Source organism: Tenacibaculum litopenaei, from assembly GCF_964514025.1.
In the GTDB taxonomy this organism is placed as follows: domain Bacteria; phylum Bacteroidota; class Bacteroidia; order Flavobacteriales; family Flavobacteriaceae; genus Polaribacter; species Polaribacter litopenaei.
The window spans coordinates 145,982-170,441 of sequence record NZ_CAZEQT010000001.1 but is presented as its reverse complement, the minus strand read 5'-3'; the positions used below and the strand labels follow the sequence as shown (position 1 = coordinate 170,441).

At 40.0% G+C, this 24,460-nt stretch carries 23 protein-coding genes; 16 read left to right on the top strand and 7 right to left on the bottom strand.

All coding sequences use genetic code 11. The features are described from left to right. The first annotated feature begins 119 nt into the window (after positions 1–119). The 5 genes from ACKTS5_RS00695 (at position 120) to ACKTS5_RS00675 (ending at position 4,504) form a co-directional block, all read left to right on the top strand. Positions 120–680 (top strand): class I SAM-dependent methyltransferase, encoded by a 561-nt coding sequence (locus ACKTS5_RS00695; protein ID WP_408041901.1) that lies wholly within the window; start codon positions 120–122, stop codon positions 678–680. Positions 681–728: 48 nt separating this feature from the next. After that, on the top strand, positions 729–1,613 hold the full coding sequence (locus ACKTS5_RS00690) for a hypothetical protein (protein WP_408041900.1): 885 nt from the start codon (positions 729–731) through the stop codon (positions 1,611–1,613). 22 nt (positions 1,614–1,635) lie between these two features. Further along, on the top strand, positions 1,636–2,514 hold the full coding sequence (locus ACKTS5_RS00685; protein ID WP_408041899.1) for a hypothetical protein: 879 nt from the start codon (positions 1,636–1,638) through the stop codon (positions 2,512–2,514). 96 nt (positions 2,515–2,610) lie between these two features. Next, positions 2,611–4,155: a glycine--tRNA ligase gene (locus ACKTS5_RS00680; RefSeq protein WP_408041898.1), complete on the top strand. Its 1,545-nt coding sequence runs from the start codon at positions 2,611–2,613 to the stop codon at positions 4,153–4,155. Positions 4,156–4,276: 121 nt separating this feature from the next. After that, complete coding sequence (locus ACKTS5_RS00675; RefSeq protein ID WP_408041897.1) at positions 4,277–4,504, top strand: hypothetical protein; 228 nt, start codon at positions 4,277–4,279, stop codon at positions 4,502–4,504. A 41-nt stretch (positions 4,505–4,545) separates the two neighbouring features. Here the strand turns inward: ACKTS5_RS00675 and ACKTS5_RS00670 are convergent, their stop codons facing one another. Both ACKTS5_RS00670 and ACKTS5_RS00665 read right to left on the bottom strand, forming a co-directional pair. Further along, complete coding sequence (locus tag ACKTS5_RS00670; RefSeq protein ID WP_408041896.1) at positions 4,546–6,183, bottom strand: G-D-S-L family lipolytic protein; 1,638 nt, start codon at positions 6,181–6,183, stop codon at positions 4,546–4,548. An 11-nt stretch (positions 6,184–6,194) separates the two neighbouring features. Then, a complete protein-coding gene (locus ACKTS5_RS00665; RefSeq protein ID WP_408041895.1) occupies positions 6,195–8,885 on the bottom strand; it encodes a TonB-dependent receptor in 2,691 nt (896 codons plus the stop codon). Between the two features lie 187 nt (positions 8,886–9,072). On the opposite strand from ACKTS5_RS00665, the gene ACKTS5_RS00660 reads away from it, so the two are divergent. Both ACKTS5_RS00660 and serS read left to right on the top strand, forming a co-directional pair. After that, the gene (locus ACKTS5_RS00660) at positions 9,073–10,020 is read left to right on the top strand and encodes a bifunctional riboflavin kinase/FAD synthetase (protein WP_408042288.1); all 948 of its coding nucleotides are present in this window, start codon (positions 9,073–9,075) and stop codon (positions 10,018–10,020) included. Positions 10,021–10,166: 146 nt separating this feature from the next. After that, positions 10,167–11,441 carry a serine--tRNA ligase gene (gene serS, locus ACKTS5_RS00655; protein WP_408041894.1) on the top strand — a complete coding sequence of 425 codons (1,275 nt, stop codon included), beginning with the start codon at positions 10,167–10,169 and terminating at the stop codon, positions 11,439–11,441. 56 nt (positions 11,442–11,497) lie between these two features. Here the strand turns inward: serS and ACKTS5_RS00650 are convergent, their stop codons facing one another. Then, on the bottom strand, positions 11,498–11,641 hold the full coding sequence (locus tag ACKTS5_RS00650) for a hypothetical protein (protein ID WP_408041893.1): 144 nt from the start codon (positions 11,639–11,641) through the stop codon (positions 11,498–11,500). A 192-nt stretch (positions 11,642–11,833) separates the two neighbouring features. Here ACKTS5_RS00650 and ACKTS5_RS00645 point away from each other — a divergent pair, with 192 nt between their 5' ends. From ACKTS5_RS00645 to mgtE, 4 genes are all read left to right on the top strand, one after another. Then, positions 11,834–13,609, top strand: a complete 1,776-nt coding sequence (locus ACKTS5_RS00645) for a tetratricopeptide repeat protein (protein ID WP_408041892.1) — start codon at positions 11,834–11,836, stop codon at positions 13,607–13,609. A 205-nt stretch (positions 13,610–13,814) separates the two neighbouring features. Further along, on the top strand, positions 13,815–14,144 hold the full coding sequence (locus ACKTS5_RS00640; RefSeq protein WP_408041891.1) for a DUF4286 family protein: 330 nt from the start codon (positions 13,815–13,817) through the stop codon (positions 14,142–14,144). A gap of 41 nt (positions 14,145–14,185) precedes the next feature. Further along, a complete protein-coding gene (gene rsmA, locus ACKTS5_RS00635) occupies positions 14,186–14,998 on the top strand; it encodes a 16S rRNA (adenine(1518)-N(6)/adenine(1519)-N(6))-dimethyltransferase RsmA (protein WP_408041890.1) in 813 nt (270 codons plus the stop codon). After that, the gene (gene mgtE, locus ACKTS5_RS00630) at positions 14,979–16,328 is read left to right on the top strand and encodes a magnesium transporter (RefSeq protein WP_408041889.1); all 1,350 of its coding nucleotides are present in this window, start codon (positions 14,979–14,981) and stop codon (positions 16,326–16,328) included. Before rsmA ends, mgtE begins: the two co-directional genes overlap by 20 nt. Before the next feature lies 1 nt (position 16,329). On the opposite strand, the gene ACKTS5_RS00625 is transcribed toward mgtE, so the two are convergent. The 3 genes from ACKTS5_RS00625 to ACKTS5_RS00615 form a co-directional block, all read right to left on the bottom strand. After that, complete coding sequence (locus ACKTS5_RS00625) at positions 16,330–17,583, bottom strand: T9SS type A sorting domain-containing protein (RefSeq protein ID WP_408041888.1); 1,254 nt, start codon at positions 17,581–17,583, stop codon at positions 16,330–16,332. A gap of 72 nt (positions 17,584–17,655) precedes the next feature. After that, the gene (locus ACKTS5_RS00620; protein ID WP_408041887.1) at positions 17,656–18,333 is read right to left on the bottom strand and encodes a LysE family translocator; all 678 of its coding nucleotides are present in this window, start codon (positions 18,331–18,333) and stop codon (positions 17,656–17,658) included. Positions 18,334–18,354: 21 nt separating this feature from the next. Continuing rightward, entirely contained in the window at positions 18,355–19,395 is a 1,041-nt protein-coding gene (locus tag ACKTS5_RS00615; protein WP_408041886.1) for a 2Fe-2S iron-sulfur cluster-binding protein, read from the bottom strand. Between the two features lie 148 nt (positions 19,396–19,543). Here ACKTS5_RS00615 and ACKTS5_RS00610 point away from each other — a divergent pair, with 148 nt between their 5' ends. Genes ACKTS5_RS00610 through ACKTS5_RS00595 form a run of 4 tightly spaced genes read left to right on the top strand, consistent with a single transcriptional unit; the run spans position 19,544 to position 21,923 of the window. Next, positions 19,544–19,882: a PadR family transcriptional regulator gene (locus ACKTS5_RS00610; RefSeq protein ID WP_408041885.1), complete on the top strand. Its 339-nt coding sequence runs from the start codon at positions 19,544–19,546 to the stop codon at positions 19,880–19,882. A gap of 17 nt (positions 19,883–19,899) precedes the next feature. Further along, positions 19,900–20,544: a hypothetical protein gene (locus tag ACKTS5_RS00605; protein WP_408041884.1), complete on the top strand. Its 645-nt coding sequence runs from the start codon at positions 19,900–19,902 to the stop codon at positions 20,542–20,544. 12 nt (positions 20,545–20,556) lie between these two features. Then, entirely contained in the window at positions 20,557–21,231 is a 675-nt protein-coding gene (locus tag ACKTS5_RS00600) for a hypothetical protein (protein WP_408041883.1), read from the top strand. Further along, positions 21,228–21,923: a hypothetical protein gene (locus ACKTS5_RS00595; protein WP_408041882.1), complete on the top strand. Its 696-nt coding sequence runs from the start codon at positions 21,228–21,230 to the stop codon at positions 21,921–21,923. The genes ACKTS5_RS00600 and ACKTS5_RS00595 overlap by 4 nt, the downstream gene beginning before the upstream one ends. 9 nt (positions 21,924–21,932) lie before the next feature. Here the strand turns inward: ACKTS5_RS00595 and rsmI are convergent, their stop codons facing one another. After that, positions 21,933–22,604: a 16S rRNA (cytidine(1402)-2'-O)-methyltransferase gene (gene rsmI, locus ACKTS5_RS00590; RefSeq protein ID WP_408041881.1), complete on the bottom strand. Its 672-nt coding sequence runs from the start codon at positions 22,602–22,604 to the stop codon at positions 21,933–21,935. A 65-nt stretch (positions 22,605–22,669) separates the two neighbouring features. Between rsmI and ACKTS5_RS00585 the strand changes: the two genes are divergently transcribed. Further along, entirely contained in the window at positions 22,670–24,430 is a 1,761-nt protein-coding gene (locus tag ACKTS5_RS00585; protein WP_408041880.1) for a 1-deoxy-D-xylulose-5-phosphate synthase, read from the top strand. Positions 24,431–24,460: the final 30 nt, after the last annotated feature.

Below are 24,460 nucleotides of genomic sequence, written 5' to 3'. Positions count from 1 at the left end.
GGTATTGAGCAGTGCACACACAAATTAGGAAAAAAAATATGGAATATATCTTTTAAAAATTGCATCTTTACTAGCAGTTTTTACCTTGAAAATTAAGAAAAAAATTAAGAAATTACACTTTGGAAAGCAAATTCAGTTTTTTTAAAGAGGCTGTAAAAAATTACAAAACCTCGGGAACCTTAGTTCCAAGTTCGCGCTTTTTAGCCAATAGAATGTTAAAGCCTATCGATTTTGACAAGGCAGATGTCATTGTTGAATTGGGGCCTGGTGATGGAGCCATTACCAAGGTCATACTCGAAAAACTACAACCGCATACCAAATTAATTTGCTTTGAAATCAATCCTATTTTCTTAAAAGAACTCGAAAAAATAACGCATCCTCAGCTCATATTGCTCAACGAATCTGCTGAAAACCTCGAGGGACACCTAAAAACATTTGGATTTACACAGGCCGATTACATTGTTTCAAGCCTCCCATTAACCATTATTCCCAAAAAGATATCACACAGTATTTTGAGCGCTTGCTACGCAGTACTCAAGCAGCGAGGCTTGTTTATTCAATACCAATACAGCCTTACCTACTTCAAAAAACTCAAGCTCGTATTCGGTAAAAACATCACCTTGGACTTTGAAACTTTGAATTTTCCTCCGGCATTTGTGTATAAATGTCTTAAAAAATAGTATTTTAGCCACGAACTCATTTAGTTTGTTCATCATAATTCCCCTTTGATGATGGTTGGCAGAAAAATAAAACATAAAGGGCTCGTAGCCTTTTTACTCTTTTTAGTAATAGTTATTGGGCTTTTAGCCTATCAGAATGCGCGAGACTTTTCGCAGCTGAAAAGCGCTTTTGATACCGAGAAAGCAGAACTTGAAAAAGACTTAGACAAGGTAATCACCAACTATCAAAACATCATTGCTGAAAACCACGATTATTCCGATAAATTAGAAGTACACCTTACCAGAGTTGTGGCTTTGCGAGACAGTATTCGCGATTTAGAAGCCAAAAATTACCGCTTGTTACGCGTTTACAAAAAGAAAATCGGTGTTTTAGAAGAGCAGAATGCCAAGCTCATGTCAAAAATAGACTCATTAAACGCGATCAATCAAGAGTTGTATACCGAAAACGACAGTGTAAGAGAAGTACTCAACGAGACCGAAGAGCTGAACACCAAACTGTCAAGAAACAACAAAATATTAGAGCGAAAAGTAGCTTCTGCAGAGCAACTTGAAATTGCCAATATCGACTTCAATGCCATGAAACCCCGTGGAAGCTCACGATTGACAACCACGTATCGCTCCTGGAAGGCTACCGCCTTTAAAGTCAGCTTTGATCTCTTGGAAAACAAAGTCATTGACAAGGGATATAAACCCATACACGTTCAATTGTTAGGGCCCGACAAAAAAGTTATTGCTCCAAAGGGTAAGATTCGCTTAAAAAATGGTAAATTACTATCGTATAGCGATATAATTTCTGCCGAGTATTACAACGAACAGGTTCGCGTAATGTCTTTGGTTAAAATCGAAAAAGGATCTATTCAAGAAGGAGCGTATACCGCTCGTATCTTTGCCAACAAAATATTTATCACTGAATCAACTATCAAATTAAAATAACCCTCTTAAAAATCCCCTACACATGAATTCAAAATTCCTAAAAAACTCAGTCATTGTGGTACTGCTGTTTGCTGTGCTATTTTTGACGCTATTCAACCTAAAAAAGTCGAGTGAGCTCAACGAGCTTAAAAATGTATTTAAAGAGGAAAAAGCTGATTTAAAAAATGCCCTAGACGAAATGATCAAGGACTACACCGATGTTGTGGTTCGAAAAAAAAGCCTTTCAAAGCGCCTTCGCGTCGAGGTTCAAAAAATGAAAGACCTTCGTGATTCTGTGGCTAAACTACAAGGGCATAACTACAACCTAATACGACGCTATCGAAGTAAAATAGCGAGTTTGGAGCGCGAAAACAGGCGTTTGTTTATCAAAATTGACTCGTTGAGCACCGCGAACCAAGCGCTGACGCAGGAAAATGTGATTACCAACGAAATATTAGAGCAAAAGGAAACCATCAATACCAAACTCGAAGAAAAAAATAAAATCCTCGCTGAAAAAGTAGCGATTGCCTCAAAAATTGACATTAGTCCGGTAAAGGCTATAGCCATGAAAGAGCGCAGTAGCGGTAAATTGACATCGACCTCGCGTTCGAGCAGATGCGATGCCTTTAAAATTAACTTTGATCTTTTGGAGAATCCGGTGACCGAATCGGGTAAAAAAATGGTATACATCCAAATCATCGATGAAGATAAAAATGTGGTGACTCCAAAGGGGAAAGCCAGTTTGAAAAACGGAAACAAAATCCTTTACAGTGACTCACTAGCTGTAAATTACGACAACAACCGATTGAGTTTAGTGTCGTTAATTTTGGTAAACAGAGACGATATCAACCGAGGCAAATACACCATCAGCGCATTTGTTGATGGCCGCTACTCGGGCAATTCCACTGTAAAACTCAGGTAAAAAATACACGAGCTATTAAAAAGTGGAGATTGCAAAATCTTCACTTTTTTTTATGTTCTTAATTCATAGTTTAAAAGCTTATTATATTTTTGCATTATGGCAAAACAAGAAGATCAATTTAAAAAAGTAATTTCACACGCAAAGGAGTACGGATACATCTTTCAATCTTCTGAAATTTACGACGGACTTAGCGCTGTGTACGACTACGCCCAAAACGGTGTAGAGTTAAAGAAAAACATTCGCGACTACTGGTGGAAAGCCATGGTTCAAATGCACGAGAATATCGTAGGGATAGACGCGTCTATCTTAATGCACCCAACCACCTGGAAAGCTTCGGGCCACGTAGATGCATTCAACGATCCTCTTATCGATAACAAAGACAGTAAAAAGAGGTACAGAGCCGATGTATTGGTAGAGGATTACTGTGCTAAAATCGAGACCAAAATTGAAAAGGAAGTCAAAAAAGCAGCGAAACGCTTTGGAGACGCTTTTAATAAAGAAGAGTTCGTAAGCACGAACCCAAGAGTCTTAGGGTATCAAGAGAAAATCGATTCGATTTTGAAACGCTTAGGGCAGTCGTTGGAAAAAGAAGATTTAGCCGACGTAAAAAGCCTAATTGAAGAACTCGAAATTGCCGATCCGCTGACAGGAAGCAAAAACTGGACAGATGTCAAGCAATTTAACTTGATGTTTGGAACTCAGTTAGGAGCCTCTGCTGATAGCTCAATGAAAGTATACTTGCGCCCGGAAACAGCACAGGGAATCTTTGTTAATTTCCTCAACGTGCAGAAAACCGGAAGAATGAAAATTCCTTTTGGTATTGCACAAACTGGAAAAGCGTTCCGTAATGAAATCGTAGCACGTCAGTTCATCTTTAGAATGCGTGAATTCGAACAAATGGAAATGCAATTCTTTGTAAAACCAGGGACGCAAAAAGAGTGGTATAACCAGTGGAAAGACACTCGTTTAAAGTGGCACTTATCATTGGGAATGGGTGCGGACAATTACCGTTTCCACGACCACGAAAAATTAGCGCACTACGCCGATGCTGCTGCTGATATCGAATTCAAATTCCCATTTGGATTTAAAGAATTGGAAGGAATTCACTCTCGTACAGATTTCGATTTAAAAGCTCACGAAGAGTTCTCAGGTAAAAAACTACAGTATTTTGACCACGAAGACAATCAGAACTACGTTCCTTATGTAGTGGAAACTTCTATTGGTTTAGATCGTATGTTCCTAGCAGTTTTTGCAAATTCACTACAAGAAGAGGAGTTGGAAAACGGAACTACGCGTACGGTATTGAAATTACCTGCGGTATTGGCTCCGACCAAAGCTGCCATTTTACCACTCGTAAAAAAAGATGGACTTCCTGAAGTAGCTCGTCAAATTGTAGACGATTTAAAATGGGATTTCAACGTAGCATACGATGAGAAAGATGCCGTAGGACGTCGTTACCGCCGTCAAGATGCAGCGGGTACCCCCTTCTGTATCACTGTAGACCACGATACCTTAGAAGATCAATCTGTGACTATTCGTCACCGCGACACTATGGAGCAAAAACGCGTTAAAATAAGCGATTTAAGAGCCATCATCAAAGAAGAGGTTGATGTACGCACTTGGTTGCAAAAAATGAAATAAAACGAGCTAAAATTAGCTTTATTAGCCTGTCTGACTTCGGTTAGACAGGTTTTTTTATTCTCTTGAGCGTTCCCTGCTAATTATGTGTATTTTTGTGGAGAATTCAATAGTATCAAGAACCATGCAAACCTTAGTAAAAATACTCTTTTTCATTTTCGTAGCTTGGATGCTTGTCGGCGCCTACCTACTCAACACAGCACACCCCAAAGCACAAGTTGTTATGGGACTCGGTGTTTTGTTTATGGCCTTTATCCTCATGCCGGTTTTTATTTACCATCGCTATCGAGACGGGAAGTACAAAAAATACATTATCAACAACGACACCAATAATAAAAACAAAAAAGACTGATGTTTCCATCAGTCTTTTTTTATGCATGATCTTTCCTTTCCTTATTTCAAGGTAGGAGAGTAATTTGTCGGATAATTTTTAGCCTTAGCCAAACCGTCTTTTGCATCTTTAAAGTTAGATCCGTAGGTTTTATCGATAGCCTTTAACATCTCGTTTGCCATTAAAGCATAACCTCTTGCAGTTAAGTGCACACCGTCTAAACTCACCAATCCTCCAAATACGAACCTAGTACTCATATTGAATTCGTCAAATACTAAACCAGTGGTTGACGCTTGTTGTAAGATAGCTTTTAAATCAACTACAGCCAATCCTTTAGCAGTCGCTACAGAAGTAATCGTATTGTTGTACGCATCTACCGCTGTTTTTAACTCAGCTACCTCGCTTTTTGTCAAGACCCACTTATCTTCTAAAGGTAAGGTAATTCCTTCAGCAGAGAATTGTCCTGCAACCGCTTGTGGCAATCCTTGTCCCATCAATGCTTGTACGCTTGCTCCATTCACAGTTCCAATAATACCACTACTAGGCAATACGATATAATCATCAGCCGTTGCTGGTCTTGCCTGCCCATAAGTACGTCCTAAAAGCGTTGCTACCAATGGTGCTGCCGCTGCAGGAAGTCCGAACTGTTGTACGAACGCTGGAAACTGAGGGTTTGCATTTAAAGCCGCTGTGATTTGACCTTCTAAGTTCACCAAACTTTCATCCTTAATAACTACAGGATTCGCTTGGTCTGCCTTAAACTGGATGATACGATTAGGCTGATTGATTGCCGGATTCGAAAAAATCTGATTTAAGGCACCGTATACAGTATTAATACTTGCCAACTGTCCTTGTAAAGCAGCATTCGTTCTAGGATCTAATGGATTGTGGGGTACTGTTGTAAAATACGGTAACGAATTAACGTAAGGTACCGTTCCTACCACTCCTTTAGCTCCTCCGGCCGTCAATGCATTGACCATGGCAGTAAACGATTGAGCAAATACTCCTGGATCCGTAATATCTGTTGGCCCGTAGGTAGCAGGGTTGGTATTACCTGTTTGATTGGTACCAACACCTCCGGCAATGGCATACCCTAGTACGTCATTTCCTCCAATTTCTGACAAACTAAAAAACGTTGGTTGCTTAGACGCCGCCTCAGCAATAACTGTAGATTGCGTAGGTGCCATGCGTCCGAAATAAGGATTCAAAGCCGCGTACCCTGGAGTTACAAAGTGAAAACTCTTTGCTCCTGGAAGTCCGTAGTTATTAAAATTTGGTGCGTTGGTTGCTGCAGTTCCTACTACAGTTCCTGGCTTGTCAGTCAAGCGCTTTGGCTTCTGTGTTTGCGCATCGAAATAAAATCTTTGGTCCTGAGCAACAGCTCCTGCTGACGTTACCATTCCTCCGATATTATCGGCCATTAACGGCTGCACAAAATCGCCTCCGCCGACCATTTTAAACTTAGACGCAAGTGTATTTGGAAACGAGTATTGTTGTCCAGTTTTAAACAGGGCTCCGTCAGAAAAACCTGCAGTGAAAGAAGCTCCTACTGCCACGTATTTCGAAAAGTCCACACTTCCTGCGTCTAATTTAATTGTATTTTCTGCGTCTTTAATTTCTGGCAATGAATTATCCACGTCACAGGCAGTAAACCCAACGAGCATTGCAGAAAGAAAAGTATATTTTAAAGTATTCTTCATGTTTCTTCTTTTTAGTTATTGATAGTCCAAGAAATGTAGTACTGTGAACCAACGGCTCCTACCCCTGGTGCACTGATAAACTCCTCACCTGTCAAGTTTGTTCCTCCCAACTTAAATACCGACTTGATAGAAGGTACGCTGTAGTTAATTTGAGCATCGAGTACTGTTCTTTCTTCAACAGTTCCTTCCAAGAAAGTAGACTGCCAATAAAATTCATTTTGCCAACGACCACTGATGTTAAATCCGAAGTTCTCAAATAGATTTGGATGTCCAAACTGTACCTTAAGCTTGTGCTCAGGCGTGTTGAATCCAGCTTCGAAATCAGGATCTTTTGACTGGTCAAAATCAAATTTAGACCACGTATAGTTCATTCCTACAGTATATCCGTTGAAAACCTTAGTGTTTAATCCTAACCCTACTCCGTATGAATTTACGTCAACAGTTGAATTTGTTTTTACACTAAATGTTCTTACTAAATCTCTGTTTGTAAGATTTGCAGGAGTCACTGGAGTTGTTGGGTTGATTAATACCAATACATCTTTGTTCGCGATGAAATCAGAATACATGTTGTAGTAAGTACTAAAGTCAACTGATAATTTTTTATCTCCAATTGGTAAAGCGGCACGGTATCCGATCTCGAAAGACTTTACTTTCTCAGGTTTTACCAATGCTGTTTGTGCCAAGGTAGGCGCTCCAGCAGCAACAGAACTCGCTGAATATCCTCTTGTAAACACATCCGTTCCTGTTAACGTAAACGAATTTCCAGCAACGTCTGATACTTGCGACGAGAAACGTGTTAAGTTATCAGGAGCAGTACCTAAAATGAATCCAGCACCTGTTGCTAATCCGATGTATTGATCTTGTGTTGTTGGATTTCTAAATCCTGTTTGGAACGACGCTCTGAAGTTGTGATTCTTATCTTCACCAGCTGCATACGCTAACGAGATTCTCGGGGTAAAGTTTCCTTTAAAGTTATCTGACTTATCGTAACGGATAGACCCAGTAAACTTCAAACGATCGTCTAACATTTTCTTTTGAACCTGCGTATAAATACCGTATTCACCGTATTCGATAGGTCCGTCTGCATCGGTATAAATAGTACCAAATGAGTTCAATCGGTACTGACGGTACGATCCTCCAAACTGCACCTCAGCCCAGTCGATATAATCGCGTAAATTCAAGTTACCATCTGCGTGGTAGTAGCTCGTTTGATCTCTAAACTTAGATCCTGTTAATAAATCTGGATCTGAAGTTACCTGGTTAAATAAGTTTTGGAATTGCGCTGATCCTGGTAATGGGCGACCTGTATCGGCAACCTGACGTGCCACTGCATGTGATCCAGAATTTAAATACGCTACTGCGTACTCGTTAAACCACTGTGTGTTTGACTTCCACTTGCTGTTCATGTTGATCGCAGCAAAACGCGTATCATACGAGTCCCCTGCGTCTTCTCCTGCGTAGTAACCTCTAATGAAGAAACTCTTTCCGCGTACTTCTAACTTGTGTTGCTCCATAAAGAAGTTTGCCAAGTTATACCTGTTTTGTCCTTGGTAAATAGTATTACCTGTACCGAACTTAGAATTCCAAATAATTTCTACACGGTCATTTCCTAAAGGACGGTAGTGCATCGATCCGTTGAACTTAACACTGCGAGCTTCGTTACTCATTAAGTCAACTTCTCTGTATCCCGTTCTACTTACTTTTCCGATAGCTCCTCCTAAATCGATAGAAACTTCGTCTCCGTAGATGTTTGCTCCGTCGTAATTAGGATCGTCAGCATGGCTCATTCCAGGAATGTATCTCCCTCCGATTCCAGTAGTGTTTCTGTAATCTGTAGCGTGCCACTCTTCACCTTTTAAATACGACATACTTGCTTTCGCTGCGAAGTAATCGTCAAAGGCATGTGCCATACGCACTGTAAAATCGTAGTATCCGTTATCTCCAGCCGCTTGTTGGCTTGTAAGTCCTGTTTTCAATCCTAAGGTAATTCCCTGATCGTCAAACGGGCTCTTACTGGTCATTAACATGATTCCGTTAAATGCATTCGCCCCGTATAATGCCGAAGCTGCACCTGGTAAAATCTCTACGCTCTTTACATCAACCTCAGATACTCCTAATAAGTTTCCGATAGCGAAGTTCAAGGCTGGTGAAGCGTTGTCCATTCCATCAACCAACTGAACGAAACGCTCGTTTCCAAACGTAGCGAAACCACGAGTGTTCACCGTTTTAAAGGTTAAACCACCCGAGTTAATATCAATTCCTTTTAAGTTTTCTAATCCGTCGTAATACGATGCAGAAGCAGTATTCTTGATCGCTCTTGAATCGAAACGCTCAATAGTCACCGGAGACTCCATTACACGTTCAGGAGTACGAGATGCCGATACCACAACCTCATCAAGAGATGTTACATTCTCTGCTAAACTCACTTCAACAACCTGATTGTTTTGAGTGATTTCAACTTTTTTAGTCTGATAACCTATCAATGAAATTTCAAGAGTGAAAGGAGGTTTATCGGTAACACGAAGTGTAAACTTACCATCAAAATCAGTAGAGGTTCCTACTGCCTTACGTGAAATTTTGATGTTGGCTCCCGGTAGTGGACCACCGAGGGTCGCATCGTTTACCGTACCTGTTATGGTGGTCTGGGCCATCATAATACTACCGTACAGTGCAAATGCAACAAGTAATAATCTTTTCATCATAATGTGTATAATAATTTGTTAACTTAACGCAAAATACGATTTTTTTTCATTTCCAAAATAATTGTGTTAAATTTTATTAAAAACAATAGTATTACTAGGGCCAAATTAGCAAAATCACACTGAGTAATTTGCATGGATTTTAGCCTAGCTATTTTGGAAATCTCCGACAAATCGTACATTTGTGAAAATTTATTTCACCTTGGAAATTAGGCATTCAATTTTTGACTTTACCCCTACTCAAAAAACTTATGTAACCATAGGTACTTTTGACGGTGTACACATAGGACATCAAAAAATCATAAAAAAACTGGTTGCAGAGGCCAAAAAAGCCAATAAGCAATCGGTACTACTCACCTTTTTTCCGCATCCGAGAATGGTTCTTCAAAAAGATGTCAGTATAAAACTGATCAATACTATTGAAGAGAAATCAGAACAATTGCGCCGTTTGGGGCTCGATTGTTTGCTAATCCATCCTTTTAGCAAAGATTTTTCGCGATTAACAGCCCTCGATTTTGTACGAGATATACTGGTCAATCAGTTAAATACCGATAAATTGATTATCGGTTACGATCATCATTTCGGTAAAAACAGAGAGGGGAATATTGAACAACTCACCGAATATTCTCATCTGTACGATTTTGTGGTAGAAGAAATTCCAGCACAGGACATCGATGATGTTTCTGTGAGTTCCACGAAAATCCGAAGGGCACTACAACAAGGACATCTGAAAACGGCAAATGACTATTTAGGCTATGCGTATACCTTGCGCGGCACAGTGGTTACTGGTCAGCAACTGGGTAGTAAAATAGGTTTCCCAACGGCGAATATTCAAATCAAAGAATCGTATAAACTCATTCCTAAAACTGGTGCATACATCGTGCAAGCCCACCTAAACAACGCCGTGGTATACGGAATGATGAACATAGGCATGCGCCCAACGGTGAATGGAACTACTGAAACCATTGAAGTGCACTTTTTTGACTTCAACGAGGACCTTTACGGACGGGAAATTACCATTGAGCTTCTGTACTACCTCCGCGAAGAGCAAAAATTCGACTCTATTGCCACACTGAAACAGCAACTCGCTACTGACAAACAACAAGCACTGAACTATCTAGACACAGCAATACGTTAAACAGAAATTACTGTAATTACAGCTGTTTTTATGCCAGTACTACTACATTCGGTTACCATTTGTAACGGCAGACCATAAAATATAGAGAAATCGTAGGTAATACTTGTCACAAATTTTATATTTGCCTTAGTTAAAAAAATATAATAATGTTACAGGTTCAGTTTATTAGAGAAAACAAACAAACTGTTTTAGAAGGCTTGGCAAAGCGAAATTTTGCCAATGCAGAAACGATGATAGAGGAGGTATTAAAATTAGATGAAGCCAGGAGAGCTACTCAGGTTTCATTAGACAATGTACTTGCTGAATCCAATAAACTGTCCAAAGAAATCGGTGGTCTTTTTAAAGCTGGAGAAGTTCAAAAGGCAAATCTTTTAAAAGAAAAGACATCACAACTCAAAGAAGACTCTAAACGCCTTTCTGAGGAGTTGAATACGCACAGTAACGATTTACAAAACTTGCTGTATCAGATTCCTAATGTTCCACATGCCTCTGTGGTAGCTGGTAACAGCGAAGAGGATAACGAAGAGATTTTCAAAGAAGGGATTGTTCCTGATTTGGGAGAAAAAGCCTTACCTCACTGGGAGATCGCCAAGAAATACGATATTATCGATTTTGATTTAGGAGCCAAAGTATCGGGTGCTGGTTTTCCTGTTTACAAAGGAAAAGGAGCGCGTTTGCAACGTGCGTTAATCTCGTATTTTCTCGATAAAAACACAGCTGCTGGATACAACGAAGTACAGGTACCTCATTTAATTAACGAAGCTTCAGGATACGGAACAGGGCAACTTCCTGACAAGGAAGGACAAATGTACCACGTTACTGGAGATGATCTATACCTCATTCCGACGGCAGAAGTTCCTATTACCAACATGCACCGCGGTGACTTGTTAAAAGAAGCCGAATTACCAAAAGCCTATACGGGATATACGCCTTGTTTTAGACGTGAAGCTGGTAGTTACGGAGCTCATGTACGCGGGTTAAATCGCTTACACCAATTTGACAAGGTAGAACTCGTTCGTGTAGAGCACCCAGAGAAGTCGTACCACGCATTAAACGACATGGTAGAGCACATCAAAGATATTTTGAGAGAATTAAAATTACCGTATAGAATTTTACGTCTTTGTGGAGGAGATACCGGATTTACCGCTGCTCTTACTTTTGACTTTGAAGTGTATTCAACAGCACAAGAGCGCTGGTTAGAAATCAGTTCTGCATCGAACTTTGAGACCTTCCAAGCAAATCGCTTAAAATTGCGTTTTAAAAATAGCGAAGGTAAGAGTCAATTGGCACATACTTTAAACGGAAGCTCGTTAGCGCTACCGAGAGTATTGGCGGCAATTCTTGAAAATTATCAAACGGCTGATGGAGTTAAAATTCCTGAAGTATTAGTTCCATATTGTGGATTCGACCTCATTGACTAAGTACTTTTCAACCGACAAATACATATAAAAGTAAGTTTCTCCGGAAACTTACTTTTTTAGTTTGCAACGATGGCAACCATCAATCTTTTGTATTTGTTCATTTCTAACAAAGCCTCGAAGTATTGGGCTATTTGACCATTTTTCATAAACACATTGGCTTGTTCTCTTGCAGTTTCGTATTGTCTAGTTAAGTTTTTCATGATGTTCTAAGTTGGATTGTTATCATTAAGACAAAGTCCGTGCCAAAATGTTACAGTATTCTCAAAAAAAATTATTTTTTTAATAGCTTTTTAACAATAAAAACGCAGATACTCAAGAGCACAACGCTTTATTTACTTGATATTCTGCACTTTTTTTAAGAAGTTTGTATACCTGCTTTTTTATTCAGTTTTATGAGAAAATTATTGCTTTTCGTTTGTATGCTCCTCCTCAATACAGGAATTTTTGCCCAGCAAAACTCCTTTGTAATTGCCGAAAACTACTTTCGAAATAGCGAATACGAAAAAGCGCTACAATACTATCAGGAGTTGTATAAAAGTAGCCCGTACAATACGACGTATTTGAAGCGACTCATGAGTTGTTACCAAGAATTGAATCAATTTGACAAAGTGGAGCAAACGCTGGTCAGCAAATTACAGCAATACCCAGATCAATTGTACCTAGAAGTATTGTTAGGACACAACTACGAGCGTCAGCAGCGACATACCGAGGCCAAAGAACACTATGAAAAAGCCATACAGGCAGTACAACAAGGAAACGGCTATGCCAGCGTCATTGCAAACCTCTTCAAAGATTTCAGTAAGTTAGACCTCGCTATTCAAGCCTACGAAACTATCCTCGTCCAAAACCCGAACGCCAACTTTGGCTTTCAATTGGCACAAATTTACGGGGAGCAAGGAAATTTTGCCAAAATGTTCAATTCCTATTTTGACCTTGTAGACAAGAATGAAAATTACCTGAGTAATGTCAAGTATTTCAGTAACCGCTACTTGTCAGACAACCCTGATGACCCCAACAACCAATTGTTTAAAAAAGGCTTGTTAAAAAAGTCGATCAGCAACCCCAAAGATATTTGGAACGACTTGCTGGGCTGGTACTTTATCAAGCAAAAGCAATTTGGCAAAGCGCTCATTCAATACAAAGCCTTGTTGGCTCGAAATCCCGACAACCTCGCCAATATTAAAAACCTCAACAGGCTGGCTTTTGACGCCGAGGATTACGATACTTCTGAAAAGTGTTCGGCTTTAATTATTGCCAAAACCAACTACGAGCGCGATAAGTTCAGTGCCATATACATCCAGCTACAAATTGCCATACAAAAAAAATATCCAGATGTTCTTGAACGCTTTGAAAGCATTCTCAAAGAGTACAAAAACTCACGTCATACCATTCCTGTAAAAATTGCTTACGCCAACTATTACAGTTACACCTTAAAACAACCTGAAAAAGGCATCGCCATCCTAGAACAAGCACTGCGAGAAAGTACTAGTAAATTCAGTAAGGGACGCATTAAATTAAATTTGGCACAACTCCTCGTATTTACAGAAAATTTCAACCGAGCGCTCATCTATTTTTCTCAGGTTCAAAGTCAATTTAAAAATCATCCACTGGGTCAAGAAGCTCGCTTTAAGGTTGCCCAAACTTCGTACTTCAAAAACGATTTTAAATGGGCCAAAGCTCAATTAAAAGTCCTCAAAGGCTCTGCCACACAACTCATTGCAAACGACGCAGCAGAACTGTTCTTAACCATTTCTGACAACCAACCCAAAGACAGTACCGCAACAGGGCTAGCTCAGTATTCAAAAGCTGACTTCTTGAGCTATCAACGCAAAAATGACCAAGCGATCCCCATCTTACAAGAATTGATCAGCTCGTATAAAAATCAACCCATTGAAGACGAAGCGCAATACAAACTAGGAGTATTATACATCGATGAAAAAAAATACCTAGAAGCCATCGCTTGTTTTGAAAAAGTGATTGCCATAGACGCAAAGGGAATTCTCGTCGACAACGCCTTGTACCAGTTGGGTAATCTATACCTCAATCAACTCGAGGATACAGAAAAAGCAGCTACTTACTTTCAAAAAATCATTTTTGACCACCCGTCGAGTATCTATTTGATCGACGCTAGAAAAAAATACCGTACACTTCGCGGAGACCAACTGTAAAGAGCAAAAAAATAATCGTATCTTAGAGAGAAGCCGTTAAAATGCCTTGCCTAGCTATCCAACGAACAGCTGTTTTGCTCTATTTGTAAAAATTAGGGAAACTTATTCGTTTTCAACAGGCAAATTATTGTAGGTAAACCCTATTTTTGCAAAGCAAACAACACAACTGCTCAACAATCACTTTATACTTTAAATACGAAAGGATATGTATATATACAATGTAACTGTAAACGTAGACGAGAGCATTCACAAAGAATGGCTGGTTTGGATAGAAAATCACATTCCAGACGTTTTAGCCACTGGGTATTTTTTGAGTGCTAAAATGACCCAAGTTTTGGTTGAAGAAGAAATGGGAGGCATTACCTACTCTATTCAATACACGGCGAAAACAAGAGAAGATTTAGACAATTATTACAAAAACAGTGCTGATCAACTCAGACAGGACGGATTGAAAAGATTTGCCGATAAAATTCTTGCCTTTAGAACAGAATTGAAGGTGATTAATGAATTCTATCCTACAGCAAAAAACAACTAGACTCTTCACAGAGGTTTCTCAACATAAAATTAGTACGCAACATGACGGTACGCGCAAAAAAACATTTAGGACAGCATTTTTTAAACGATGAAAATATCGCAAAAAAAATTGCGGACACCCTTACCGAAAACGGTTATGACAACGTTTTGGAAATAGGACCTGGTATGGGGGTACTCACGAAATACCTACTGGCTAAAAAGCCAAAAGTAACCGTGATGGAACTAGATAGCGAGTCTGTTACTTACTTGCACGAAACCTTTCCCTTAGAGCATATTACCTTAGATACAAATGCGGAAAATTTTCGCATATTGGAAGGTGACTTCTTAAAGCAAAATCTCGAAGAACTGTTTCAAGGCAATCAAGTAGCGATCATCGGAAATTATCCGTACAATATATCGTCACAGATTGTATTTAAAGCTATTGAGAACCGCCATCTCGTTCCTGAATTCTCAGGAATGTTTCAAAAAGAAGTCGCTCAGCGCGTCGCTGAAAAAAAAGGAAGTAAAACCTATGGTATTCTCTCGGTATTAACTCAAGCTTTTTACGATGCTGAATATTTGTTTACCGTTCCACCAGGAGTTTTTAATCCTCCTCCAAAGGTAGATTCTGGGGTAATTAGACTGATCCGCAAGGAGAACCAAGAGCTCCCAGTAGATGAAAAATTGTTTTTCCGAGTGGTGAAAACAGCCTTCAATCAACGTAGAAAAATGCTCCGTTCTAGCTTAAAATCCTTGCAAATTTCGCAGGAACTAAGAGAAGATCCCGTGTTTACCATGCGTCCAGAACAATTGTCTGTAGAAGAATTCATCGAGCTAACTGCTAAAATCGAAAACGATGGCCATAGAAATCACTAGAGAACTACTCAAAGGCTTACAATCGTGTGTAGCCAATCAGAAAGACAAAGAAATACTCGAAACCTTTGAGAGTGTTCATCATGCTGATATCGCCGAGGTTTTAGAAGAGTTAACCTTCGAAGAAGCGCTGTATATCATCCGTTTGCTCGATTCTGAAACGACTTCAGAGGTTCTTATGGATATTGATGAAGATACCCGAGAACGCGTTTTAGGAGAGCTTTCAGCAAAAGAAATTGCCGAAGAAATTGACGAACTCGATACGGATGATGCTGCCGATGTTATTGCTGAGTTGCCCGAAGAACGCAAGCAAGAGGTAATTCAAGAAATTGAAGACAAAGAACACGCGAAGGAGATTGTAGAATTACTCCGTTATGACGAACATTCTGCCGGTGGACTTATGGCCAAGGAATTGGTAAAAGTGAACGAAAACTGGAATGTCATGTCGTGTGTAAAAGAAATGCGCCAGCAGGCGGAAGAAGTAACCCGAGTTCACTCTATTTACGTAGTTGACAACGACGGAAAACTAAAAGGACGGCTGTCTTTAAAGGACCTACTCATGGCCTCTACCCGCTCAAAAATTGCCGATGTCTACATTCCTAATGTAGATTACGTATATGTGCATGACGCAGCGGACGAAGTTGCCAATATCATGCGTAAATACGATTTGGAAGCCATTCCTGTAGTTGATGAATTGGGAGTGTTAGTAGGCCGAATTACCATTGATGACATCGTAGATGTTATCAAGGAGGAAGCGGACAAAGACTACCAGTTAGCAGCCGGAATTACACAGGATGTCGAGGCTGATGATTCTATTTTGCAATTGACCAGAGCGCGACTTCCTTGGTTGTTTTTAGGTCTCATTGGAGGGATTAGTGCTGCCAGTATCATGGGCTTCTTTGACGAAGCACTTTCTAAGAATGCCATTTTATTTATGTTTACCCCGTTAATTGCCGCTATGGCTGGTAATGTGGGGGTACAATCGTCAGCGATTATCGTACAGGGATTGGCAAACGATGATGTGAAAGGAAGTGTTGGGAAACGTTTATTGAAAGAAATGTCATTAGCCGCCGTTAACGGTGCTATACTCGCCATACTATTATTCTTTTTTGTACTGGTATCAGAATCGGATATCAACATGGCAATCGCAATCTCAGTTTCTCTGTTCGCAGTGATCGTTGTTGCGGGACTCATCGGTACCTTTATTCCGTTGTTTTTACATAAAAGAGGCATCGATCCAGCCATTGCAACTGGACCGTTTATTACTACCTCTAACGATATTTTTGGTATTCTTATTTACTTTTCCATCGCTAAACTGATCATCGGTTTCTAAGTTATTTAACAACGAGCTTTTGTACGCTGCGCCTTCCCGTATCTGTTCGAATTTCTAATAGGTATACTCCCCCTGAAATACTGCCCAGTTCTAAGCTTGCTCTAGAAACCTTTTTGATTTGTACTCCCGTAGTTGTATACAAAATGAGTTCCTTTACCGAATCGGTCTCCAAAGTTACCTGTACTGCGTTAGTAGCCGGGTTTGGAAACACGCGTGCCTGCGAAAGACTTGACTCATTTACCGACATGGTTTTACAACTCGTACTGTACGTTGCATCGGTATCTTTTTCCCAGTTTACATTGACCAAACTAGCGGCCGGATCATCGACCTGAATACACTTTAACAAGGAATTGTTCTTTAATTTCACCGAGGTCAATACCTTATTGCTTCCATTTTTTAGATTTAAATACTCCAACGAATTATCATCGAGGTTTACGGTGGTAAGTACTGTATTTGCGGATAAATCTAGACGTTTTAGTTTCGTGTATGAAGCGTGCAATGACTCCAGTTTTGGGTTACTAGAGAAATCAATGCTCTCCAGTGGATTGCTTACTCCGTTAAAACTTCTCAATTTTGCGTTCTGCGTGAGGTTGAGCTGTTTTACACCATTACTCGCCATCAACAAAAATTCCAACTCCGGGCAATTCGAAACATCGAGTTGAGTCAACTCATTCTCAAAGCAATTTAAATTTCGCAATACTCGATTTTTCGTCAGGTTTAAGGTCTTCAGATGATTGGTTCGTACCCAGAGAAAGCTCAATTTGGGATTTGCCTGAACATCCAAGCTCTTCAACTCATTCATATTGGCAACAAAATACTCCAGATTTGGGCATTTAGAGAGGTCTATTTGCGTCAATTTATTCTGCATAACCGTCAAACGCTTCAAATTGGGATGAGTCCCTAACACCAAGGATTGCAAACCAATTCCAGTGGCTTCCACCCTTTGTAATTTTGAATTTTTAGAAAGATCCAGTTGCGATATGCTATTTCTGGTACATACCAGCCCGGTGATGTTTTCGAAATACTCAATTCCTGACAAATCGTTAATTCCGAGGTTTCCACAGCGCAATTCTCCGGTAAAGGCCTTGGCCTCGGTTACCTGGATTTCTCCATCATTATTGGTATTGATGGTGTAATTCGTAAGCAAATAGTTTTTGAAAATTGCATCCTTAATCGGAACAATATCGTTGGCGTAACCAAGGGTAACAGACAAATTTAAGAGGAAAATTGACAGTAATCTTTTGGTTTTCAACATACTAATTTTATTGATAATTTCCTCCCAATCTAAGTCAGAATCCTCAATAAAAGATTATCATTTGTTAAAAAATTAATGCCCAGTAACAGCCTCTAATTTTACACTTTCGATTAATTCTTTCGGAATGAACCCCTTAAGCATAAAAAAGGCTCCGAATACGATGAGTAATATTCCCATTCCCTTTTTAATTCGGTAGATGACAAGCGGAGTAAGGGAGCTCTTTAAACGTTTGGCCAACACAATTTTCATAAAATCGGTAGTAGCATACCCGATAATCACGGTTACGAAATACCAAAAAATGGCATTGGGATTCATATTTAAACTCGGTCCTACCATAATCATAATTCCGAGCCATCCTGCCAAGACCCCTACATTGATAAAATTGAGCAAAAACCCGTTTAATATAAGCTTAAAGTAGTTGTTTGCCTTCGGCACCTCAACTTGACTTTCATCTACTTCCTTTTTATTGTTTTTATCGATATAAGTTATGATACCATACACGATAAGAATGAGACCCCCAATCCAGAATAATCGGGGGTCATCCTTGATTTTTTCTAATAAATTTCTACTTCCGTAGTAAGCGATCAGTATAAAGGTTACATCACCCAAAATAACACCAATATCAAAAGCCATGGCCGCGCGAGCCCCTTTTAAAATACTAGTCTTTATCAACATAAAGAATACCGGTCCTATCATAAAGGCCATACCCACACCTATTAAAAACGCATTTTTTAACGTAAGGAAATCCATTAGCTATTTTTTTATTTATTATTAAACCTCATCAAAATCGACAGTAATTGTCGGTGTTGTCGGATGCGATACACAAGTTAATATCAACCCTTCTTCCAACTCTTCATCTGTCAAAATCGAATTTTTGGTCATTACTGCCTTTCCTTCAGTTACCTTAGCAATACAACTGCTACACACACCTCCTTGACATGAATAGGGCGCATCTAACTTATTGCGTAAGCTCGCGGCCAAAATAGTATCCGTTTGCTTCATCGTAAAACTCGCTTCCTCATCATCGAGGAGTATTTTAACCTGCGACTCTCCGTCTTTCACACCTTCTGTATCATTCGAAGTCGAAGCTGTAAACAATTCGTAATGTATGTTACCTGCAGGAATACCTGAGGTCTCTAAGGTCGATGAGGCAATTTTTATCATCTCTTCAGGTCCACATAAGAACGCAGCATCGAAATTCGCAGCTTCACCGTATTTTTTAAGTAAGTAATTAATGTGACCTTGATCAACACGACCATTCAAACTTCCTTCTACACGGGCTCTACTGTACACGTAATCCACAGTAAATCGATTTGCATACTTCACTTGCAATTCATTAATTTCCTGATAAAAGATGGTATCTTCAACGGTTTTATTTCCATAAATCAAGGTAAAACTAGCTTCTGAATCTTCTAAGGTTGCCTTGACCATCGATAAAACAGGGGTAATTCCACTACCTGCTGCTATCCCTAAATAACGCTTTCCGTCAGCTGGTTGCAACACAAATTTTCCTTCTGGAGCACTCACCTCTAATAGGTCTCCAGCCTTTAATTTTGTTGTGGCATAGGTAGAAAAAACACCGTTAGGTACTGCTTTTACGGCTACTTTTAAAGTACCACTAGCAGGGGATGAACAAATAGAATACGCACGGCGTACTTCTGCTCCGTCAATAGTCGCTTTCAATGTTACATATTGTCCTGCTTGAAATGCAAAGCTCGCTTGCTCTTCTGCTGGAATTGTAAAAACTATCGAAACGGCATCTGCCGTCTCTTGAATAAGGTCTTGTATAGTAAGTGTATAGAATTTTGCCATGTTGTTTGTAATATCACGCAAAAATAGCAAACTAAAAAGTAACATTTAGTTAGAGTTCTGATAAAAATATACCTAAGAAAATTATACATAAGAAAATTATGTATATATTTGTAACAGCAAACTTGTTCATTTACAGGTTAAAAATTATATGGGAAATCAAAAATTATACAAAGGATCTTTGCAAACCATCATCCTAAAACTCCTAGCCCAGCACGACAAAATGTACGGGTATGAGATTACGCAAAAGGTAAAAGAACTCACCAAAGGAGAACTTAAAATTACGGAAGGTGCACTGTATCCAGCGCTACACAAACTAGAAGCCGAAGGATTGCTAGAAGTAGAAGTCGCCAAAGTTGGTAACAGACTTCGAAAATATTACCGCCTGACTGAAACGGGCACCACAGAAACGGTTAATAGACTCGCAGAAATGCAAGAGTTTTTACAAACCATGCAACAATTAGTAAATCCTAAATTCGGATTGGAATAACCCTCAAATAAGATGTTATGAAAGTAGTATTAAACGATGAACAATTACGACAAATTGATAGGTACCTCAACGCAAAACGCATTACTTATATCGATTTTAAATTTGAAATTTTTGACCATATTGCCTCGGAAATTGAAAGTAGAATAGCCGAGGGGACTGACGATTTTGACACCGCGTTTTACGAAGTTCAGAAAAAGTGGAACCATCATTTTCAGAGAGATACTAGCTGGCTTTTCGGAATCTGTTTTAACGCTCCAGCCATCGTACTCAAACGCGCGGCTAAGGTTTACCGTCCATTTCACGCCATACTTTTACTCATCGCTTTTGGAGGTCCTTTTTTGAGTTATTATTTCAACATTCAATTCAGCCCTGTTACTTCTGACACCCTTCTGTACTTTGGAAAGCCTATACTGGCCCTCTGCTTTGTTATCTGGGCGTTCGGAACTGTAAAAACACTGACTGACAAGGTAAAAACCACCTATACCTTTTTGATAAAAACACAGGTATTATCCATTTTGTACCTCCCAATCCTTTGGTCGATGCAAAGTCTGAACCAGACCTATTCATTGACCTTGGTAGTCGCGTTTATATATACCAGCGGCTTGGTATTTTACCTGGCAAACAAACACTCGAAAGAAAAGGAAAAATTCGCTCTTGATTAAATTGACAACGCTATGGAATTAACAGAAAAACAACTCGCCTACATTCTTGACCGACTCGAAAAAGACGGCATAAAATATTGGGACTTGCGTTTGGAATTACTAGACCATGTTGCGGTACTCGTAGAAGATAAACTCGTAGCAGGTAGCAATTTTCGCGCAGCCGTGCAGGAGAGTTTTGAAGAAATTGGCTGGAAAGAAAATTTTAATGGCAGCTGTTTTGAATCGTTAATCGCTACCCATTACAAAGAGGTATACAAAGGCTATCAGCGCCAGCACAGGAAAGCGTTCGTCAGTTTTTTTAAATCCGTACGCAACACGGTCGTATTTATGAGCGGAATTGGCTTGTACCTGATCTTAGCATATACGCTATCGTTCCGTTATTTCAATAAGATGAGTGTGATCATTTTTATCCTTCCGGTAGTGTATTACTTCTATTTATTGGTGAAGTCTTATGTTAAAAAATGGGGGCCTTCCATGCACTTGGAAAGCGGATTGGCCGTCTATGGCTTAGCGTTTACAATTATGCAGGGAGTGGTTAATTTGGCTACCGAATTGTCAGAAACGGTGCAATTGAGTTTATGGATCGGTTTGATGCCCGTTTACCTATTAAGCTCCTTTACGGGCTATCTCGTATTCAAAAACTCACTCCGTCAATTAAATTCCTATAAAAAAGTAACGAGCGCATGAAACTAACAGCAGCACATATCGAAGAACTATTCACCTTTACACAACAACACTACGTAGAATATTACGACGTGCAATTGGAGTTGGTAGACCACCTCGCAAATGATATCGAGGCCATTTGGAAACAAGAACCTCACTTGAGCTTTGAACAAGCAAAGGCGAAAGCCTTTCAGAAATTTGGAATCTTTGGATTTATGCCCGTTGTCGAAGCCAAGCACAAACAACTCAGTAAAAAGTATTTTAAACTCTTGGGGCAATTTTTAAAAGAGTGGTTTGCCCTTCCTAAAATACTCTTGACAGCGGTGTTATTTTACTGTTGTTTTCTAATACAAGAAGTACCTTATGGAATCGAAATCTATATCGGTAGCTATTTTGCACTCATCATCACCGAACTGATATTTCTCTTTACGTCTAAAAGAAAACTAGAAAAGAAGAAACGTGAAGAGGGCAAAATATGGATGTTAGAGCACTATATTTGGCAACAAGGACTCAGTGGGTTCACCCTAATCATTTTAAATGTGCTCCAATTTGCAGTTCCCAGATCGAATGTTTTTACGGATCTTTCTATGATTTGGCGACTGGTATTTGCTGGGCTTTTAGGACTATGCATACTTATCGCTTATATAAATCAACGAGTAATTCCTCAAAAAAGTGAAGCGATACTACGAGAACAGTATCCTGAATACAGCTTATAACACAACTCGTTACTTTTTACCATCCACGATGATTACGATCTCTCCTTTGGCGGGTTTTTCTAGGTAATAAGCCTCAACACTAGCGATGTCTCCTCGTTTGGTCTCTTCGAACATCTTGGTCAATTCTCTGGATACAGAAATGCGTCTGTCGGTGCCAAAGTACTCTCCAAATTGCTTCAATGTTTTGGCTAATTTGTGCGGACTCTCGTAGAATATCATGGTTCTGGTTTCCTCTGCGAGCTGCAATAATCGCGTTTGTCGTCCCTTTTTAACGGGTAAAAATCCTTCAAACACAAAGCGGTCGTTGGGGAGTCCTGAGTTCACGAGTGCTGGTACGAAGGCCGTTGCCCCTGGTAAGCATTCTACAGCAACCTCATTTTGGACACAGGCACGTGTGAGTAAAAAGCCAGGGTCTGAGATAGCCGGTGTTCCCGCATCTGAGATCAACGCAAAAGTTTCGCCCGCTTGGATGCGTTTTACGATGGCATCCACTGTTTTGTGTTCGTTGTGCATGTGATGTGATAACATAGGAGTTGCAATGTCAAAGTGCTTTAACAACTTCCCGCTAGTTCTCGTATCCTCCGCTAAGATTACATCCACTTCTTTCAATACGTTAACAGCCCTAAAAGTCATATCTTCTAGGTTTCCGATAGGGGTAGGTACCAGGTATAATTTACTCATGATACAAAACTACAAAGTTTTGGTTGATTGAAAGGGTTGTTCCTAGCTTTTTGTACCTTTGTTTCATGTTAAATAGCTTACTACCTTCTATCCATACTCCTGCCGATTTACGGAAGTTATCGGCTGAACAGCTCCCTTTAATCGCCCGTGAATTACGAGATTTTATTATCGATGTCGTCGCTACGAAGGAAGGACATTTAGGAGCCAGTTTAGGAGTGATCGAGTTAACTATTGCATTGCATTACGTGTACGACACCCCTAATGACCTGTTAGTATGGGATGTAGGGCATCAGGCTTACGGTCATAAAATTCTCACAGGGCGTCGCGAGGTGTTTCATACCAATCGACAATTAGGTGGAATTTCAGGCTTCCCTAAAAGAAGCGAAAGTCCGTTTGACACCTTTGGGGTTGGACATTCATCCACCTCTATATCCGCAGCCTTGGGAATGGCCATTGCTTCAAAATTACAAGGGCACTCGAAACAACACATTGCAGTTATTGGCGATGCTTCCATCGCCAGTGGAATGGCCTTTGAAGCTCTGAACCACGCTGGAGACACCCATGCCAACCTATTGGTTATTCTCAATGACAATGCCATTGGTATTGATCCTTCAGTTGGGGCCTTAAAAGACTATTTAACCCGTATCAAATCGACGCGAAATGATTTCGAGCAGCACAATATATTTGAAGCTCTTAATTTTGATTATTCGGGCCCTATAGACGGCCATAACTTTGAAGAATTATGCCGTGAATTAGAGCGATTAAAGCATATTAAAGGTCCGAAATTCCTGCATGTCATTACTACGAAAGGAAAAGGCTTACGACAAGCAGAAGAAAACCAAGTAAAATACCACGCTCCAGGAAAATTCGATAAAATTTCAGGTGACGTCCTGCCAAAACAGTACAATGCTTTTACCAAGTTTCAAGATGTCTTCGGAAAGACCTTGGTAAGCTTGGCCGCTGATAATGAAAAAATCGTAGGAATCACGCCGGCTATGCTCACAGGAAGTTCCATGAAATTTATGATGGAGCGCTTTCCAGAACGTACTTTTGATGTGGGTATTGCCGAGCAACACGCGGTAACTCTTGCAGCAGGGATGGCCGCGGAAGGTCTCATTCCATTCTGTAATGTGTATTCTACATTTCTGCAACGTGCATACGATCAGATTATTCACGATGTAGCCCTGCAAAAGCTACCCGTTATTCTTTGCCTTGACAGGGCTGGACTGGTCGGTGAAGACGGAGCCACCCATCACGGAGTTTTTGATTTGGCCTATTTACGCTGTATTCCCGACTTACAAATTGCAGCTCCTAAAGATGAGCTAGAACTGCGCAATATCATGTATACGGCACAGTTAGGTTTGACTGGTCCTTTGGCCATCCGTTATCCGAGAGGCTATGGGGCACTACCCCATTGGGAAGCAACTTTCGAAGAAATTCCATTCGGTAAAGCACAAGTAATACAAGAAGGACATAAAATTGCCGTACTCTCAACAGGTACTATGGCCGCCGTAGTTTCCGAAGCCTTAACAAAACTTGGTGATGCTACTATTGCCCACGTTCACTTCGCCTTTGTTAAACCCCTAGATATTGCTATGTTACGAGCTGTATTTACCAAGTTTGATCGTATTATTACCTTAGAAGATGGCTGTATAGCTGGTGGTTTTGGAAGTGCTATTGCTGAACAAGCAAGCGTTTTAAAATTCAGAGGGACTATAGAAATCATGGGAATTCCAGATAATTTCGTACATCACGGTACCGTTGCTGAATTAAGAGCCTTATGCCATATCGATGCCGAGGCCTTACTAAAAAAATTACAATCGTAAAACAGGGCAAGCATCGCGTACTCACCCTGT

Coding starts and splice junctions, on each gene's coding strand:
- ACKTS5_RS00640 (WP_408041891.1), top strand. CDS start 13,815: ATGTATATATACAATGTAACTGTAAACGTAGACGAGAGCATTCACAAA.
- ACKTS5_RS00605 (WP_408041884.1), top strand. CDS start 19,900: ATGAAAGTAGTATTAAACGATGAACAATTACGACAAATTGATAGGTAC.
- ACKTS5_RS00670 (WP_408041896.1), bottom strand. CDS start 6,183: ATGAAGAATACTTTAAAATATACTTTTCTTTCTGCAATGCTCGTTGGG.
- ACKTS5_RS00585 (WP_408041880.1), top strand. CDS start 22,670: ATGTTAAATAGCTTACTACCTTCTATCCATACTCCTGCCGATTTACGG.
- rsmA (WP_408041890.1), top strand. CDS start 14,186: ATGACGGTACGCGCAAAAAAACATTTAGGACAGCATTTTTTAAACGAT.
- ACKTS5_RS00600 (WP_408041883.1), top strand. CDS start 20,557: ATGGAATTAACAGAAAAACAACTCGCCTACATTCTTGACCGACTCGAA.
- mgtE (WP_408041889.1), top strand. CDS start 14,979: ATGGCCATAGAAATCACTAGAGAACTACTCAAAGGCTTACAATCGTGT.
- ACKTS5_RS00690 (WP_408041900.1), top strand. CDS start 729: ATGATGGTTGGCAGAAAAATAAAACATAAAGGGCTCGTAGCCTTTTTA.
- rsmI (WP_408041881.1), bottom strand. CDS start 22,604: ATGAGTAAATTATACCTGGTACCTACCCCTATCGGAAACCTAGAAGAT.
- ACKTS5_RS00615 (WP_408041886.1), bottom strand. CDS start 19,395: ATGGCAAAATTCTATACACTTACTATACAAGACCTTATTCAAGAGACG.
- ACKTS5_RS00625 (WP_408041888.1), bottom strand. CDS start 17,583: ATGTTGAAAACCAAAAGATTACTGTCAATTTTCCTCTTAAATTTGTCT.
- ACKTS5_RS00620 (WP_408041887.1), bottom strand. CDS start 18,333: ATGGATTTCCTTACGTTAAAAAATGCGTTTTTAATAGGTGTGGGTATG.
- ACKTS5_RS00650 (WP_408041893.1), bottom strand. CDS start 11,641: ATGAAAAACTTAACTAGACAATACGAAACTGCAAGAGAACAAGCCAAT.
- ACKTS5_RS00675 (WP_408041897.1), top strand. CDS start 4,277: ATGCAAACCTTAGTAAAAATACTCTTTTTCATTTTCGTAGCTTGGATG.
- ACKTS5_RS00645 (WP_408041892.1), top strand. CDS start 11,834: ATGAGAAAATTATTGCTTTTCGTTTGTATGCTCCTCCTCAATACAGGA.
- ACKTS5_RS00610 (WP_408041885.1), top strand. CDS start 19,544: ATGGGAAATCAAAAATTATACAAAGGATCTTTGCAAACCATCATCCTA.
- serS (WP_408041894.1), top strand. CDS start 10,167: ATGTTACAGGTTCAGTTTATTAGAGAAAACAAACAAACTGTTTTAGAA.
- ACKTS5_RS00665 (WP_408041895.1), bottom strand. CDS start 8,885: ATGATGAAAAGATTATTACTTGTTGCATTTGCACTGTACGGTAGTATT.
- ACKTS5_RS00595 (WP_408041882.1), top strand. CDS start 21,228: ATGAAACTAACAGCAGCACATATCGAAGAACTATTCACCTTTACACAA.
- ACKTS5_RS00680 (WP_408041898.1), top strand. CDS start 2,611: ATGGCAAAACAAGAAGATCAATTTAAAAAAGTAATTTCACACGCAAAG.
- ACKTS5_RS00685 (WP_408041899.1), top strand. CDS start 1,636: ATGAATTCAAAATTCCTAAAAAACTCAGTCATTGTGGTACTGCTGTTT.